18 protein-coding genes are annotated in these 17,175 nt (G+C 33.0%); 11 read left to right on the plus strand and 7 right to left on the minus strand.

The features are described 5' to 3' along the window. Positions 1-83: 83 nt before the first annotated feature. The 5 genes from AC4FQ3_RS22265 to AC4FQ3_RS22285 all read left to right on the plus strand — a co-directional run bounded on the left by AC4FQ3_RS22265 (position 84) and on the right by AC4FQ3_RS22285 (position 4,015). A complete protein-coding gene (locus AC4FQ3_RS22265; RefSeq protein WP_491183328.1) occupies positions 84-1,028 on the plus strand; it encodes an alpha/beta fold hydrolase in 945 nt (314 codons plus the stop codon). A 110-nt stretch (positions 1,029-1,138) separates the two neighbouring features. Further along, positions 1,139-1,828: an isochorismatase family protein gene (locus AC4FQ3_RS22270; protein ID WP_042562730.1), complete on the plus strand. Its 690-nt coding sequence runs from the start codon at positions 1,139-1,141 to the stop codon at positions 1,826-1,828. Further along, positions 1,785-2,285 carry a DoxX family protein gene (locus tag AC4FQ3_RS22275; RefSeq protein WP_491183329.1) on the plus strand — a complete coding sequence of 167 codons (501 nt, stop codon included), beginning with the start codon at positions 1,785-1,787 and terminating at the stop codon, positions 2,283-2,285. Before AC4FQ3_RS22270 ends, AC4FQ3_RS22275 begins: the two co-directional genes overlap by 44 nt. 396 nt (positions 2,286-2,681) lie before the next feature. Further along, positions 2,682-3,095 carry a DUF1348 family protein gene (locus AC4FQ3_RS22280; RefSeq protein WP_491183330.1) on the plus strand — a complete coding sequence of 138 codons (414 nt, stop codon included), beginning with the start codon at positions 2,682-2,684 and terminating at the stop codon, positions 3,093-3,095. A 53-nt stretch (positions 3,096-3,148) separates the two neighbouring features. Then, on the plus strand, positions 3,149-4,015 hold the full coding sequence (locus AC4FQ3_RS22285; RefSeq protein WP_042562727.1) for an alpha/beta fold hydrolase: 867 nt from the start codon (positions 3,149-3,151) through the stop codon (positions 4,013-4,015). A 71-nt stretch (positions 4,016-4,086) separates the two neighbouring features. Here AC4FQ3_RS22285 and AC4FQ3_RS22290 read toward each other — a convergent pair whose 3' ends face one another. The 7 genes from AC4FQ3_RS22290 to AC4FQ3_RS22320 form a co-directional block, all read right to left on the minus strand. Continuing rightward, a complete protein-coding gene (locus tag AC4FQ3_RS22290) occupies positions 4,087-5,160 on the minus strand; it encodes a redoxin domain-containing protein (RefSeq protein ID WP_491183331.1) in 1,074 nt (357 codons plus the stop codon). A 72-nt stretch (positions 5,161-5,232) separates the two neighbouring features. Beyond that, positions 5,233-5,592, minus strand: coding sequence for a VOC family protein (locus AC4FQ3_RS22295; protein WP_042562726.1), 360 nt, complete (start codon positions 5,590-5,592; stop codon positions 5,233-5,235). A gap of 13 nt (positions 5,593-5,605) precedes the next feature. Next, the gene (locus tag AC4FQ3_RS22300) at positions 5,606-6,481 is read right to left on the minus strand and encodes a pirin family protein (RefSeq protein WP_491183332.1); all 876 of its coding nucleotides are present in this window, start codon (positions 6,479-6,481) and stop codon (positions 5,606-5,608) included. A gap of 82 nt (positions 6,482-6,563) precedes the next feature. After that, positions 6,564-7,145: a Crp/Fnr family transcriptional regulator gene (locus AC4FQ3_RS22305; RefSeq protein WP_042562725.1), complete on the minus strand. Its 582-nt coding sequence runs from the start codon at positions 7,143-7,145 to the stop codon at positions 6,564-6,566. Between the two features lie 142 nt (positions 7,146-7,287). Next, the gene (locus AC4FQ3_RS22310; RefSeq protein WP_052483430.1) at positions 7,288-8,217 is read right to left on the minus strand and encodes a helix-turn-helix domain-containing protein; all 930 of its coding nucleotides are present in this window, start codon (positions 8,215-8,217) and stop codon (positions 7,288-7,290) included. Between the two features lie 134 nt (positions 8,218-8,351). Continuing rightward, positions 8,352-9,281 carry a helix-turn-helix domain-containing protein gene (locus AC4FQ3_RS22315; protein ID WP_115845956.1) on the minus strand — a complete coding sequence of 310 codons (930 nt, stop codon included), beginning with the start codon at positions 9,279-9,281 and terminating at the stop codon, positions 8,352-8,354. Positions 9,282-9,408: 127 nt separating this feature from the next. Continuing rightward, on the minus strand, positions 9,409-10,329 hold the full coding sequence (locus AC4FQ3_RS22320) for a helix-turn-helix domain-containing protein (protein WP_042562723.1): 921 nt from the start codon (positions 10,327-10,329) through the stop codon (positions 9,409-9,411). 647 nt (positions 10,330-10,976) lie between these two features. On the opposite strand from AC4FQ3_RS22320, the gene AC4FQ3_RS22325 reads away from it, so the two are divergent. The 6 genes from AC4FQ3_RS22325 to AC4FQ3_RS22350 all read left to right on the plus strand — a co-directional run bounded on the left by AC4FQ3_RS22325 (position 10,977) and on the right by AC4FQ3_RS22350 (position 16,377). Continuing rightward, on the plus strand, positions 10,977-11,810 hold the full coding sequence (locus AC4FQ3_RS22325) for an alpha/beta fold hydrolase (protein WP_491183333.1): 834 nt from the start codon (positions 10,977-10,979) through the stop codon (positions 11,808-11,810). Beyond that, positions 11,807-12,565 (plus strand): sulfite exporter TauE/SafE family protein, encoded by a 759-nt coding sequence (locus AC4FQ3_RS22330; RefSeq protein WP_491183334.1) that lies wholly within the window; start codon positions 11,807-11,809, stop codon positions 12,563-12,565. The genes AC4FQ3_RS22325 and AC4FQ3_RS22330 overlap by 4 nt, the downstream gene beginning before the upstream one ends. Positions 12,566-12,582: 17 nt before the next feature. Beyond that, positions 12,583-13,566, plus strand: a complete 984-nt coding sequence (locus AC4FQ3_RS22335) for a type I glyceraldehyde-3-phosphate dehydrogenase (RefSeq protein ID WP_491183335.1) — start codon at positions 12,583-12,585, stop codon at positions 13,564-13,566. A 16-nt stretch (positions 13,567-13,582) separates the two neighbouring features. Beyond that, a complete protein-coding gene (locus AC4FQ3_RS22340; protein ID WP_491183336.1) occupies positions 13,583-14,197 on the plus strand; it encodes a pyridoxamine 5'-phosphate oxidase family protein in 615 nt (204 codons plus the stop codon). Positions 14,198-14,367: 170 nt separating this feature from the next. Beyond that, positions 14,368-15,306, plus strand: coding sequence for a ring-cleaving dioxygenase (locus AC4FQ3_RS22345; protein ID WP_491183337.1), 939 nt, complete (start codon positions 14,368-14,370; stop codon positions 15,304-15,306). Between the two features lie 39 nt (positions 15,307-15,345). Then, positions 15,346-16,377 carry a proline iminopeptidase-family hydrolase gene (locus AC4FQ3_RS22350; RefSeq protein WP_491183338.1) on the plus strand — a complete coding sequence of 344 codons (1,032 nt, stop codon included), beginning with the start codon at positions 15,346-15,348 and terminating at the stop codon, positions 16,375-16,377. Positions 16,378-17,175: the final 798 nt, after the last annotated feature.

The raw sequence follows: 17,175 nt of genomic DNA on the forward strand, positions 1-17,175 counted from the left end.
ACTGCTTAGAAATATTCAATCTTAATTTTCTGGTCAAATGGGAATATTCAAGAGACAATTATGAAAAATCTAAAACAAATAAAATGAAGACAAAAATTATAATGTCGGCCTTAATAATTATTTTTTTAACAGGCTCTAAATCTTATGCGAAATCCTGTGGAGAGAAAAATGCGGTTACATACAAAACAATACTCGTTGATAGTTTGAAAATTTTTTATCGTGAAGCGGGAGAAAAAACTAAACCGACAATTATTTTATTGCATGGATTTCCGTCATCATCACATATGTACCGAAACCTGATCAATGAACTTGCTGATAATTACCATGTAATTGCTCCGGATTATCCCGGTTTTGGGCAAAGCAGTGCTCCAACTCCGCAACAGTATCAATACACATTTGATAACTTATCCGTTACAATGGAGCATTTTATTGATAAATTAAAAATCACCAAAACTAGTCTTTACATTCAGGATTATGGCGGACCTGTTGGTATGAGAATAGCAACACGAAGACCTGAACTGATTCAATCACTTATAATTCAAAATGCAAATGCATATGTTGAAGGATTGGGTGAAGTTTTAAAACCTTTGATAGCCTATATTGAAAATCCAAATGCCCAAACTGAAAAGGCAGCTCGTTTTTTTCTGACTATCGATGCTACAAAATGGCAATATCTAACCGGTGCAGAGGCTCCTGAAAAAATAGCGCCGGACAGTTATAGTATTGATCAATATTACCTGGACAGAGAAGGAAATGATGTTATACAACTCGCCTTGTTTCGCGATTATGGATCTAATATAGCACTTTATGAGAAATGGCATCAGTATTTTGCTAAATACAAGCCAGCCATGTTAGTTATCTGGGGAAAAGATGACCAGTTTTTTACTGCCGCTGGTGCAAATGCCTATAAAAAAGACAGCCCTAATGCTGAAATTCATTTATTAAGCGGAGGTCATTTTGCGTTAGAAGAACATCATTTAGAAATATCTAAACTGATCTTAAACTTTTTAAATAAAAAAGTAAAATAGAAGAACTCAGAGTAGATAATTATTTAAAAAAATAATCCAAAGTTTACTCAAAACACGGGGTATACAAATCAAATATTAAAAAAACAATTAACCATTAAATCAGAATTATTATGAAAAATTTAATTTTAGCAACAGTAGCAGCATTATCGTCTTTAAATGCATTTGCACAAAAACCAAGTCCACAGCTTTTAACACCGAAAAATCATACTTTGATTTTAGTAGATCACGAAAGCCAGATGGCATTTGCCGTGGGTAATATTCCGGTTGATCAGCTAAGAACCAATACTGCGCTGGTTGCAGGAGCATCTAAAATTTTTAAAGTGTCTACAGTTATTACAACGGTGGCCGAAGGTTCTTTTAGTGGACCGGTTTTTCCTGAAGTTCAGGAATTTTATCCAAAAGCAAGCACTAAGTATTTTGACAGAACCAGTATGAATTTCTGGGAGGATGCCAATGCTTACAAAGAAGTAACAGGTAAAGGAAATAAAACACTTGTAATGGGCGGTCTATGGACTTCTGTTTGTATTGTAGGACCTGCATTATCAGCTATAAATGACGGTTACACGGTTTATGTTATTACTGATGCAAGTGGAGATGTAACAGATGAAGCTCATAATCAAGCCGTAACACGTATGGTTCAGGCAGGAGCAAGACCAATTACTTCTATGCAATATTTATTAGAGTTGCAACGTGACTGGTCAAGATCAGAAACCTATACAGCGGTGACAGATTTGGTTCAAAAATATGGTGGTTCATATGGAATTGGTGTTCAATACGGCCGAGCAATGCTTAAACATTAATATCGTAATAGAAATCATGATAGATGTATTTTTTTCTCTCTTACGTTCCAATTTGGGAACAAAATGGAATAACATTGCTTTGCTCTTTTTCAGGATTGCCATTTCATGTGAACTTATTTATGCTCATGGTCTAAAAAAAATAGGGATTGGGACGGCACTTGCAGAAGTTGTCCCTAATCCTTTAGGTCTTCCTGAAGCATTAAATCAAGCTTTTGCAACAACTGCAAATCTTATCATGCCCATTTTTATCATACTTGGCTTAATGACGCGCATAGCCACTTTACCTATTTTGGCGGTTACCCTGACAGGTTATTTTGTACTGCATTTTAACGATCCGGCTTTGGTAAAAGATGTTCCCCTGATTTACAGTCTTTGTTTTTTACTGATATGCTTTATGGGCGCAGGTAAATATTCGTTAGATCATTATATCAGCAGAGAAAAGTGTACAAAAATGTAGATTTTTCAGGATCAAGATTCTAATTTTTAAGTAGTGATTATATTTCAAATTAAAAATGAAAGGTTATAATTAGGCTGAAAAACAACAGGGTTAATAAATTAATTCGCTTTTTAAAATGGCAGCATTCTATTGGATGCTGCTTTTTATTTTAGGCTATGTGATACTTGTTAAAATTCTATATAGAATCCAAATTCAGATGGCTTTTTAGTAAGCAAAATACTTTTTTAAAAATCAGTTTTTCTGTATGATTTGACACCTTAGTTCGTTTTCATTTTCAGAATAAAAAACTGCACTTCAATATCTTTATTTATTATAATTTTTGGTGAGAATATAACAGAAATGCAACTGGATTCAATGCCTAAGTTTGTGGTATAGAAATGCTTAAACATATAAAACATGGTCAAAAAATATCCAATTCCACCCTTTACACTGGAGACCGCAATTGAGAAAATTCAATTGGCAGAAGATTCCTGGAACAGCAGAGATCCGTATAGAGTTGCACAGGCATATACCGCAGAAAGCGAATGGAGAAACCGTCATTTATTTATAAATGGCACCGAAGAAATTATCACTTTTCTGACAGGAAAATGGTCAAAAGAACTCGATTACAAACTTAAAAAAGAATATTGGGCGCATACAGATAATCGAATAGCGGTTCGATTTGAATATGAGTATCATAATGAAGAAGGACAGTGGTTCAGAGCGTACGGAAATGAAAACTGGGAATTTAATGAAGAAGGATTAATGCAGAGAAGATTTGCATGTATCAACGACCTGCCGATTCAGGAAAGTGAGAGAAAATTAATTTAATCAATTAGAAAATAGAGTTTAAAAAGTAAAAACTTAATTAAAAAACCATTATTATGAAAACAAGTTACCATACAAGAAAAATCAACGGAGTAGAGATTTTTTACAGAGAAGCCGGAGATAAAAACAAGCCAACACTAGTGTTGCTTCACGGATACCCAACATCGTCACACATGTTTCGAAATTTAATAAATGATCTTTCAGATGATTTTCATTTAATTGCACCAGATTATCCGGGTTATGGCAGAAGTGAGCAACCACCATTGGCGGATTTTGCTTATACATTTGAAAATTTCAGCAATATTGTAAAAACATTATTGGATGAATTGGATATCAAGAAATTCAGTCTTTATTTAATGGATTACGGTGCACCAGTTGGTTTTAGAATTGCAAGCAGAAATCCCGGTCAAATAGATACGCTGATTGTACAAAATGGCTGTGCTTATGAAGAAGGTCTTGAAACTTTCTGGGATCCATTTAGAGCACTTTGGAAAGATAGAAATGACAAAGAAGCAGCAGCTACATTAAGTACTTTTCATGCTCCTGACGGATTGAAATGGCAATATACACACAATGTTCCAGATACTTCGGTTATTTCGCCGGACAACTGGGAAATTGATTTAAGACACTTAGAACGCCCGGAAAATGGTGATATTCAATTGGCACTTTTTTATGATTACAGAACCAATGTGCCCTTGTATCCGGAATGGCAGGAATATTTTAGAAAATACAACCCTGAAATGTTGATTGTATACGGAAAAGATGATTATATTTTTCCAGGTGTGGGAGCGGAAGCTTTTAAAAAAGACGTGAAAAATTTAGAGTTTCATTTGTTCAGCACAGGACACTTTGCACTTGAAAGTTTTGGTAGTGAAATGGGGGCACTTATCAAAGATTTCCTTTTAAGAAAAACGGGGAAATAATGAAGTGGTAAAAGATGGGGCAGTTAAACGCCCCATCTTTTTTTATACAATTTAAAGCATCAAAAATAACTTTATGTTTTTTGGGTATTGGCTGATAAAATCTTCTCTATTTCTGTTGCCGAAAGATTAATACCGATGATAATTCCTTTATCATCAATAAGATAGTTATAAGGAATGTTTTCTATTCCGATACTGTTTTTTATTTTTTGCTCCTGATCCAATAGGTTTACCCAATCTAACTTATCTTTTGCGATAGCTGCAGTCCATTGTTCTTTATTCTTATCTATTGAAATTCCAACAATTTCAAAATTGACTCCTGCAAATTGCTGCTTTAAGGCAATAAGTTCAGGGCTTTTTTTTCTGCACGGCCCACACCAGGAAGCCCAAAAATCAACAAGTATAAATTTTCCGTTAAATGTTTTAAAATCAACAAGAGAACCATTTTGGTCTGGCAATGCAAAGTCAATAAAAGGTTTTCCAACACCGTAAGTACCTAGCTTGTCCATTCCTTTTTTAAAGAATTTGAGGTCTTGCTCGGTTTGTTTTGTAATATCTAAAAGAGCATACAGGGTATTCAATTCTTTTTTGCCCAATATAGGATTTACCATTGCCAATTCGGCCATAATTGCACCGCTAAACGGATGGCTGCGATGTTTTTTCAAAAAGACGGTTAATTTTGAATATAACAGTTTATTGAAGTCTTTTTTTTCTGAATTTAATTTATAAAAATTTAAATATTCTGTCTGTATTTGCGACGAACGAGATCCTTTAATTTCGTCAATATGCATTGTCTCTACAGATTTCCCATCTTTATGGACTTTATTTACGCTAATCTGCATCTCAATATTATTATTCTCCAAATAAAATTGTGGAGCATTCTCTGCAGATTTTATATAAACCTGAGCGCTTACAGTATCTATACTTATGCCTTTAAATTCAAAATTATTATTGACAATTTTCACACTGTCCTCCACATTATTATAATATAAATAGGCAAAATTATCTGTAATATCGCCTTTGATACTACCATGAATTTTATACATTTTCAAATTGTTTTTTGAAGTGTTTTGGCTGTAGAGCGTTGCAGCAGCTAAAATAGAAAAAGACAATGCCCACTTTACAGGCTTTAGTTTGATTTTAATCATTTGGGTTATATTTATATTAAATGGTGAATAAGGATGCTATTGATTTTTGGAATTTAAGAGATTATCAGGATTTCAAAGAGTACTATTCTGATCATAAACTTCAATTTTTCTGCCTTCCGGATCAGCAATTATTGTCATAAATCCAAAATTTGTCAGGGAAGGCTCAGAAAAAAAAGTCACATTATTCTCCTTTAATTTCTGGATAGTTCCGCTAAAGTTTTCAAATTCAAAACCCAAGCGTAAATTTACATCTGGTTCTGATTGTTCTTTTGTTAAAGGATAAATTTCCAAAATTGTTTTTCCCATTGAAGCACTATAATGGAAGGGCGAATTTCCATGTTTGTGATATTCAAAACTTAATCCAAATAGTGAATAAAAATCCGCCAGCTTTTTAGGATTTCCTGATCGTAAAACTAATAGTCGAATGTGCATAATAAAGATAATTTTACATCGTCATTGGTACTTCCATCAAAAGCATTTCAGAACCATCTAATTGAGAAATTACTTCAATAGAAGCCAGATCCCAAATTCCCATTCCGTCCTTTTCGTTGAGCAAAGTGCCGTTTACCAGAAAACTTCCTTTTATAATAAAAGCATAAACACCATTGCCTTTCTTTTTAATATTGTATGTACTGGTAAATTCATGATCGAAGACTCCCAGATGAAACCAGGCGTCCTGATAAATCCATACACCCTGATCTTTAGCATCTGGAGATAAAATTTGTTCAAACTTATTATGACGGTCTTTTGATTTTAAAGTAATCTGGTCATATCTCGGAGTTACATTTTTTCTATTTGGATAAAGCCATATCTGAAGGAACTTAACAGGTTTATCTGAACTATTATTAAATTCACTATGGTAAATTCCCGTACCTGCGCTCATGACCTGAATATCACCTTTTTTGATGATGGCCACATTGTTCATGCTATCCTTATGCTCCAGGTCGCCTTCTAATGGAATCGATATGATCTCCATATTGTCATGAGGATGAATGCTAAATCCTTTTGAAGGGTCTACAACATCATCATTGAGAACTCTGAGTACGCCAAAATGCATTCTGTTGGGATTGTAATAAGAGGCAAAACTAAAAGTCTGATGTGTATCAAGCCATCCATGATTGGAATGACCTCTTGATTCGGCCTTGTGTAAAACGCTGTTTCCTGTTACAGGGGTGTCAAGAACTGGCAGATGATTAAAACCTACAGGTTCGAGTGGTTTTATTTCGTCAATATCATTCTGCATGATATTGGCAACTGCTGCCGAGGCGACAAACATTCCTGTTCCTAAAAGTCCTTTTTTGAGAAAATCTTTCCTGTCCATAGTTGTTGTGTGTTTGGGTTCGCTGCAAATTTCTACTATAAATTAAACCTGTGCATTGAACCAGGACAAGATTTTCGTACCATTAGGATTTCAGTTTTCGGGTTCGGATTTTTGATAAAAATTCAGGAGAAATCCCCAGATAAGAAGCAATATAATGCTGTGGTACACGTAATGGTATAGTGGGATACGTTTGCAAAAATTCATCATATTTTTGTTCTGCCGTACAGGTGATACTATGAAGAAGGCGATTTTGAGTAACGGCCAAATGGCGCTGCATTAAAATTCTGAAAGCACGCTCAAATCTTGGCGCCCGTTCAAAAAGCTGTTCTTTGGTTTCCGGTGTAAAGAGCAAAAGATCAGAGTTTTCTATGGTTTCGATAAAAATTTTACTGCCCTCCGTTTCATAAATGCTAAATGAAATATCGCTGATCCATGAATTTTCGACTGCAAATTGCAAGATTACTTCAAATCCGTTTTCATCGATATAATATTTTCGGATACATCCACGAACTACAAATGCATCAAAAGTACATTTCTCTCCTTTTTGAAGCATTATGGTTTTCTTTTTGATTTGTTTGAAATACAATAGAGAATTAAATATATCAAGTTCCTCTTTTGTGAAGTTCACATATCTTGAAATGGCGATATTAATCTGTGTAAACATTCTCAATTATTTTTATTTTGTATCAAAACTATAATGAAGTTTTTTTAAGATTTATTCTAATTGGTAAGCTAAGTTAATTTATCGAGAATGTTTTGTGTAATGCAATTTTCTTCTATTATATAACACAAAAAAAATATACATCTTATAAATTTTTTTTACGGTAATCCAAAGGAGTAAGTCCTGTATGTTTTTTGAAGAAAATGCTAAAATAGGAGGTATAGCTGAATCCTAACATATATCCAATTTCTTTCATAGTGTATTGGGAATCCTGAATTAAAATCTTGGCTGCGGAGAGCGTTTTTTCAGAAATTAACTGACCAGCTGTTTTTCCGGTTTTTTCTTTTATGATGGTGGACAGATAGTTTTCATGAAGCTGTTGCATTTCCGCATAATCTTTTATATGTAGTACGTTCTTCACTTTACCTTTGAGCAGCTGATCATAGTGGAACTCCATATTTTGGATAAAATCGTTCAAAATATCAGGATTTCGGGATTGTATATTTATACTATACCCTTCCCAGAATTCTTGTTTTATCTTAAGTAAAATCCGGGTAAGCAGATTGGCACATAATTTCTTTTTAAGCGGTGTATCTTTTTTTAGTTCCTGGTAAATCAGCTGAATGATTGTTCTTAGCTCTTGTTGAAATTCGGGAGTGGTGTGCAGTGGTAAATGTCTTTCAAATAGCAAAAAGGGAAACGTTTTATAAATCGAAATTCCGGCATATTTTACAATAAACTCTTCAGAAAATAATAAACCATAAGTTTCTGTTACTTCATTAAATGTTAACTCTTGCAAAGTTCCGGGTTTGTGAATAAATAACATATTCGGTTCAATTTTCGCGGTTAAATCTTCGTATTGTATTGAACCATAAGAATCAATAACAATTCCCATTATAAAATGGGCAGCACGATGCGCCGGATAGGTCCACGGAAGTCTTTCTTTTGGGTGTATTATTTTTGAAATTATTAATGAAAAATCGTCATCACCTATGTGCCCTTCAGAGAAATCACTTCCCATGATTTTTACATTATCGTAGAAATCGTATGTTTCCTTATTCTTTATTTTAGCCATCTTTTTTAAAATGTAAGACTCTGTTGATAGTTTATATTGACTTGATTTATCTTCTTTAAAAATGATACTTAATCATCTTTAAATATTATTCAGCATTATATGTATTTTCATTTTTGCTTTAAGAAAAACATTAATCAGGAGATCGACCTCTGATATTGTTTTCTATAAACTCCCGGAGCATAAGAAGTTTGAGTTTTGAAAAAGCTATAAAAATAATTCAGGTCATTAAAATCAAAAAGGAAGGCGATATCTTTCATCGATTTTTCGGAATGTTTTAGAAGATACTTAATTTCGTCTATAAGTTTTTCGTTTATCCATTCGTTTACCGTTTTTTTGGTACAGTTTGTTACGATCTTGCATAAATAATTTTCGTCTAAATTTAGTACTTGCGCGTGTTCCTTAATACGCATAAGTACGCAACAATTACCATTAATCAATTCGTTAAAATTATTTTCCATATTCTGACGAAAGGCGATGATAATTTTATTGTTTTTTTCATTGTTTTTTTTAAAATTTATTTCATTTTCCTGTTCTAATTGCACTAAAAACAAGAGATTAAGTGCCATGTTTGCCATGATCTCTTCTTTATAACAAGCATCAGAAGTTGCAATATTATATATTTCGAGACAAGTTTTCTCAAAATAATCCATCGTATCTTCCGGAAGTTGGCAGCAATAACCATTTTTAGCATTAAAGTCTAAAATATTATTAATTCCGCCAGGGAAGTATTTTAAGATAAAAGATTTTAAGAATGTTATATTGTAAACTTTTTCCATATTTGTCCAGTCAATTTTAAAAAAGGAATCAGGACAGGTTACAACCACGTGGTTATCACGCAATTCAAACTTATTATCACCCACAGTAAAACTGCCATTTGCCTTAGTGACAATAGTGAAACTGTAATAATCAGATCTAAAAGTTGGCGAATGAAAAGGAAATTTCAAATCCCATTCGTGAACCTTCACTATTGAAAACTCGTCGTTATCTATATAATCATGAAAAGGAAGATTTAAAAAATCAATCTGGTCTTTATATTTGCTAATTGTGGTGAGTTTTGGTATCATAATTTTGGAAAATAAAGTTAGACAATTTTTAAATGATGAATTGGGGACTTTTATTTTTCAAAGATATCGGATATGAAATTTTCAATTATAATCTATTATTGACATTTAGTTATAAAATTTAAAGATATTAACTTACATTCAAACTTTTCCTGTAATAAGTGGGGGTGAGTGTAGTCTGATTTTTAAAATAAAAGTTAAAATATCGACTGTTTGTAAATTGAAATATTTCTGCAATTTCTGCTATTGGCATTGATGTTTCTGTTAATAACGTTTTAACTTCAACCAGGAGTCTGCTGTTAATCCAGGCAGTTGGGGTTCTTCCGGTTTTAGCTTTTATTATTCTGGAAAAGTAATCTTCATTTAAAAATTGTAAATCTGCAAAATCTTTTGCTTTTAATTGTTGCGGCTTTTTTCCCTCTACAATTTTATTAAAATAGTTTCCTAAATCATTATAAAAGGTATTGACGATTGAATTGTTATTATCAGTAAAAGGGTGTATCTGATTTTGAAAAAGTTCTGTAATCTTAATAAGCAGAAATTCTAACATATTACCAATTATTATCATTTTTTGATCCTGAGTACGTTGAATTTCTCTTTTAATCTCGTTTGTATTATTCTTTATAATAAGGTAGTTTTCCGGATCTGCTTTTTTATATATAAACGATTCAGAAAGTAAAAACGGAAATTCTTTATATATATCGTAAAAGCAATAGCTGGCAAGAAATTTTTCGGTAAAGCAGATAAAATAGGCTTCCGTTAAATGATCGAATTTATAATTACGATAATGCCCGGGACCAGTTACAAATACACTTGATGATTCTAATTGTATTACTTCATCATTATATAGGTGTGTTGCACTGCCTTCATTAATTATAAAAATGGTAAAGAAATTGGCTTTATAATTATCAGGAACATTCAGTAATTTATTTTTGTTCCATTGGTTAATTTCCGTAAGCATAAAATCATCGCCTACTAATTCAGTTGAAGGCAGTCCGAACCAATCGCTAATCTCTTTTAGCGTATTAAATATAGGTATTTGCTTTTCCATTGATTTTTTTAATATAAAATTACTTAAACAGATAATATAATAATGTGTCTATTTTAAAAAGTTGGTTTTCTTTTAATTTTTTATTCCGGAAATGTTTATCACAGCCAATTAATTTTTAGTTCTTTTTTAATAAAATATTATATTTCAGCTTCTTACACAGTGCATATTTACTAAAGAAAAATAAGGTTTGCTAATCTAAAAAGGAAAAAATAATTAAATCTTAGGTTTTTATAATCATTAGTAAATTATTCACATAGAATGAAAATTTCAGTCGGTATAATTTTGCTTCAGCAAGGAAAGAAGGTCATTTTTACTCTTCTGTCGGCTTCAATTTTTTCTGCTTAATTACCCATAATTCTAAACTTTAAAAAGCTAAAAAAAATAATAGTATTCTCTAGTTCTATTTCTTTAAAATCAAAATAGAAAGGTTAGAGAGTAATCTTTATTTTTTATAATTTTTGGTGAGAATATAACAGAAATGCAGTCGAAACCAATACCTAAGTTTGTTGTGTAGAAACGCTTAAATACATTAAGAACGTTCGGGAAATAAAATGATTCATTATTATGAATTTTTTAAAATTTAAAATGTTATGGATTTTGGAACTAGGCAGAAAACGAAAATATGCCATAAGGTTATAAATATAAACTTGATAAATATTGCCTATCGCGAAGCCGGAGAATCTGGAAATCCTGTTTTGTTATTACTTCATGGATTTCCTTCTTCGTCGCATATGTTTCGAAATGTGATCCCTGCATTATCAAAACATTTTCATGTTATAGCACCTGATCTGCCTGCATTTGGTTTTAGCGATGTTCCAGGTTTGGAAACGTTTAGTTACACTTTTGAAAATTACACTGATATTGTTGCCCATTTTCTGGAAAAGTTAAAGATAACTAAAGCGAGTTTTTATCTTTTTGACTACGGTACACCTATTTTAATGCGTTTACTCATCAATCGTCCCGAAATGATAGAGATGCTTATTTTTCAAAATGGAAATATTTATAGTGAAGGTGTTGGTGACGTGTTAAAAGAGGTTAGTGCATTATATCAAAAAGATGATTTTGAAAGCTATAGTAAACTAAAAAGGTTTTTTGAATTAGAGTATACCAAATGGGAATACACAAATGGCGGGCAGGATATTTCAAATATAGCTCCGGAAACCTATTTTTTAGATCAGTTTTTACTGGAACGAGAAGGAGTTAAAGAGATCCAAATAGAGTTAAAGCGTGACTATAAAACTAATGTAGCGCTGTATCCTGTCTGGCAGGATTTTTTAAAAAATCTGCAGCCGGTTACCTTAATTGTCTGGGGAGAAAATGACGAAGTATTCAAAAAAGAAGGAGCGGAACTGCTAAAAAAAGACCTCACTGATTCTAAGCTTTTATTTTATCCTACAGGTCACTTTGCACTTGAAGAATTTGGAAATGAAATAGCAGAAGAAATAATAACATATTGGTATTTAAACTTTAAACAATTATGAGTGCTTATCTTGAACTTGTCTTTTTATTTGTAATGGCCGTTTGTGGAGGTGCTGTTAACGTAACTATTGGAGGAGGCTGGTTTGTTATTTTTCCAAGTTTGATTTTTAGAGGCATACAGCCTGTAACAGGTACTGCAACTACAACAATAATCCTTTTATCCGGTTTTCTTGCTTCATCAAAACCTATTAAAAAAACAGCAGAAATTTCTAAAAGGCATTTCAATTATATGGTTTTAGCCTGTACTCTAGGAGGAGTTACAGGAGCATTTTTGCTCATAGCGTTTTCATATAAGGTGTTTGAAACTATTGCACCTTTTCTCTTGTTATGTTCGTGGGTTCTTTTTACGTTTTATAATCGGATACAAAATTATTTTAATGCTGAGTTTGCAGTCAAAAAAGAGTTTAAATACTCGCATATAAAATTAATTCCAATTTTTTTATTAGGTGTCTACGGTGGATATTTTGGCGCAGGTATGGGAATGATCATTTTTATTCTATACAGTTTTTATGGAATCAAAAACAATGATAGTCTGGAAAGATTAGCCTTGTTTTTAGTTGGAGCCAATAACGGAATAGCGATTCTTATTTTTACTTTCTCAGGGTTGATTTTTTGGCCTTTTGCGCTCGTAATGATAGCGGGATCTATTTTGGGAGGTTATTTGGGAAATGCATTCAAAGAAAAAATTAATATAGCAAGGGTGAAAAAAAATGCAATTGTTATTGGGGCAACAGTTACCCTTTATTTTTTATTATAAATTAAATACACTATCAGATGAAAAGAATTGCAATTAATGGTTTTGGCCGCATAGGCAGGGCCGCGTTAAAAATCATTACCGATACTGCCGGACAGGAAGTCGTAGGGATTAATGATCTAATGAGTATTGAAAATGCCGTTTTTTTACTGCAAAGAGACAGTATTTACGGAAAATATGAAAAAGAGGTATCGTTTAGAGAGGATACTATTTTCATTGAAGGAAAGGCAATTAAATACTCAACAATTAAGGACCCGTCAGAACTTCCGTGGAAATCACTTGGTGTTGATGTTGTAATTGAAAGCACGGGTTTTTTTACCAATAAACCCGATGCAGAAAAACATTTGCAGGCAGGCGCTAAATTTGTGGTTATTTCTGGCCCTACAAAAGATACTCCAACAATTGTACACGGTGTGAATACAGATGAAGGCAAAGTAGAGATCTTTTCCTGCGGAAGCTGTACAACTAATAATATTGGCCCAATTATAGAAATATTAGGGAGACGTATTGGTGTAAAAAAAGCAATTTTAAATACAACACATGCTTATACGGCTTCTCAGACTTTAGTCGACGCTCCCTCTAAAAAAGAACCCAGAATGGGACGTGCCGCCGGGCTTAATTCAGCACCCGCTGCTACTGGTGCCGCGGTAGCCGTTACAAAAGCATTACCTGAGCTTGTTGGCAAATTTGATGGTATTGCCGTGCGTGTACCAGTACCAATTGGTTCAATTTCTGATATTACTTTCGTAACTCAAAGAGCAACTACAGTAGAAGAAATTAATGCGATTTTAACAGAAGAAGCTCAAACGCCCCGCTACAATAAAGTCGTTGAGGTTAGCCACGAACAATTGGTTTCGAGTGACATAATTAAAAGTACATATGCCGCAACCGTGGACCTTGAAATGACAAGAGTCGTAGATGGAGATTTAGTAAAGGTTATGGCCTGGTACGATAATGAATGGGGATTTACAAATCAAATGGTCAGACAGATTCAGGAACTTTAATGTTAATAAATTTGCGATGAACTATCAAGAACTAGCTTTTAGCGAAGCCATAAAAGAAATTCAGGAAAAAAAAGGAAGCCGGAACAGTTATGCCAGAATAGAAAAAATGTCCTATACTGATGGTCTCACAGAACAGGAGATGGCATTTATAGAAAGTCAGGACAGCTTTTATATGGCTTCTTATGGTGAAAACAAATTTCCGTACATACAGCATCGGGGAGGGCCACAGGGTTTTGTAAAAATTATAGATGCAAATACGATCGGAATTGTTGATTTTGTTGGAAATCGTCAATATATTTCGGCAGGAAATATTTCGAAAAATCCTAAAGTCGCCATTATCATGGTTTCTTATCCGCAAAGGGCACGCTTAAAAATTTATGCAGAAGCCCAGATATTAGATGTTGAAGGTAACAGTGAATTATATGAAAAGCTCAAACCTGAAGATTACAAGTTTAAGCCCGAACAAATGATGATTTTTAAAATTAAAGCCTATGACTGGAACTGTCCCCAGCATATCACACAACGATATACAGTTGCGGAAATCAAAGAAGTCTTTGATCTTCAAAAAAAACATATTTCAGATCTTGAGCAGCAAATTAAAGATTTAGAGGCCCTTCTTTCAAAAAAATAAAATGCTAAACTAATTCTGGATTTAAAAAGTTTTTTGCGAATGGGACAATTATTTGATGGTAACGGACGTAAAAAACGATTTTCATTTCTTAATCCAGATTAATGGATGCGCAGATAGAGGGAAGTAAATTTGTAAAAGAAAATCAAAAGCAACTTAATACATAAAATATCATGGAAAATAAAATTTTAGGCTTGCACCATATTACTGCAATTGCAGGTGACGCTAAACGTAATTTCAATTTTTACTCAAAAATATTAGGATTAAGATTCATCAAAAAAACAGTGAATTTTGACGATCCGGGAACGTACCATTTTTACTTTGGCGATGAAGTAGGAAGCGCGGGAACTATTTTAACTTTTTTCCCTTGGGGAGAAGGTATTCAGCAAGGAACAAAAGGATCCGGAATGGCTACTGAAATTGGATATTCCGTACCAAAAGGAAGTCTTGATTTCTGGCAGAAACGTTTTGAACAATATAATGTGATCTATAATAAACCCGCTGAAAAATTCGGCGAAAAATACCTTACTTTCCTTGATCCGGATGGATTAAAATTAGAGTTAATCGAATCTAAAACAGAAGACAACAGAAAAGCCTGGGAAACAGATGAAGTAAAAGCTGATGTGGCTACAAAAGGTTTTCATAACATTACTTTGACTTTAAATAACATAAAAGCAACTGCTGCAATCTTAACAGAAATATTTGGTTACAAATTGATTGATCAGGATGTAAACCGTTATCGTTATGCAACAACTGCTGTAGAAAATGCTGCGATTGTTGATTTAGTAGAATTGGCTGATGAAAAAAGAGGCCTTGTTGCAAACGGATCTGTTCACCATGTTGCTTTTCGTGTACAAAATGATGAAATTTTAATGCACTTCCGTGAAAAAATAGAAGCATACGGATTGTCAATTACACCACAAATAGACAGACAATATTTCCATTCACTATATTTTAGAGAACCGGGAGGGGTTTTGTTTGAAATTGCGACAGAGAATCCCGGATTTACAGTAGATGAAAGTTTAGAAGAATTAGGTCAAAACTTAAAACTTCCTGAGCAGTACGAATCTCAAAGAGCTAGTATTGAAAAACATTTAGTTAAAATTAATTAAGAATTTTTAGAGAAACATAAATAAATTAAAACAATCCCCATGATCGCTTACAAAAACATTTTTTTATTGGCATTAGCTGCATTTTTTTTAAATGCATGTAATAAAGAAAATACCTTAGAAAATAAAAACACTACTACTTACCTGACCGATACCACTTCAGGTATTAAAACGGGTGGGGTAAAGGTTGTACAAATTACTACACCAAAAGGCAAGTTTAATGTCTGGACAAAAAGAATTGGAAATAATCCGAAAATCAAGTTATTGCTTCTTAACGGAGGACCGGGAGCAACACACGAGTATTTTGAGTGTATGGAAAGTTTTTTACCTGCAGAAGGTATTGAGTTTATTTATTATGATCAGTTAGGAACTGGTAATTCTGACAATCCAAATGATCCTTCACTATGGGATTTACCGCGTTTTGTAGAAGAAATTGAGCAGGTACGTCAGGCATTAAAGCTGGATAAAGACAATTTTTATCTATTGGGTCATTCTTGGGGTGGAATTTTAGCAGCACAGTACGCTCTCAAGTATCAACAAAATATAAAAGGACTTATCATTTCAAATATGATGATGAGTGCTATAGAATATGATAAATACGCAAAAGAAGTGCTGGCAAAGCAACTAGACCCAAAAGTATTAGCCAGAATAAGAGAAATCGAAAAAAACAAAGATTTTGAAAATCCGGAATATATGGGATTACTTGTGCCTAATTTTTATTCGAAACATATTTTGCGTTTAGATGCAAGCCTATGGCCTGAGCCAGTTAATCGTGCATTTAGTAAAATTAACCAATCGCTGTATGTTACGATGCAGGGACCAAGTGAATTTGGTCTTTCGGGCAAACTCGAAAAATGGGATGTTACAAAAGAGCTTCCTAAAATTACAGTGCCAACATTATCTATTGGTGCAAAATATGATACGATGAATCCTGAGCACATGAAATGGATTGCTACACAGGTTAAAAACGGAACGTATTTGTATTGTGATAAAGGAAGTCATATGAGTATGTATGACGACCAGCAAACCTACATGAAAGGTTTAATTAAATTTTTAAAAGACACTTCAAAATAATAAAAGATACAATTACTTATGATTTAAAACAGGTATAAAGTAAGGTTATAGTAAGAGTTAGCGTCTATCTTGCCAGCTATCTGTTTTCTATGATATAAATTCTGCAGAGACGTAAATTAAAAGAGCTGTATCCTAATCGAAAGTTGAAATATGCGACTTCAAATTATATACATAGTCCAATATTTGGTTACATTTATTCAGCTGGTTTCATTTTCTTTAGATGAAACCAGCTGATTGTTTAATAAAGTGTTAGTAATCATTCGAACTTAGACTTTCAAATTCTTTTAATTCAGTATTTAATTTATTTCTTAAATCTCAGTGCACCGATTTTGCACCCAACTCAAATTACTATTAATTCAATATTACATCTTTCCAAAAATGTGTAAAAAAGATTCGAACCTAAAGGTTTTAACCCAGTAATTTCAAGCTTTTAAAAATTTACATTGCAAATTGCCACGATTTTGCCTTCAAAATTTGAGCTGTTTTGAAAACGATTAAATTAATCTTCTGATTGTTAGCGTGTTGAAAAATCGAAGTGTAAATTAAAGCATATTATTTGAATACCCTATGTTTACTGGTATTGAGAGTGTATTAACGCTGATTTTTAGTTACTTAAATTTTGCAATTAATATTTCAAATTTGTAAAATAATTATGTCTTTTCTTACAAAGGATCAAGGGTTCGGAAACTTCTGGGATCACTGAAACTGATTTTTTAAATCGGTTTAAACGTTGAAAACCCGCATCATTACTACGATGCGGGTTTTTTTATTCCTCATCTTGTTTTCAAAAATGCTCAA

The organism is Flavobacterium sp. AK-345, from assembly GCF_058310175.1.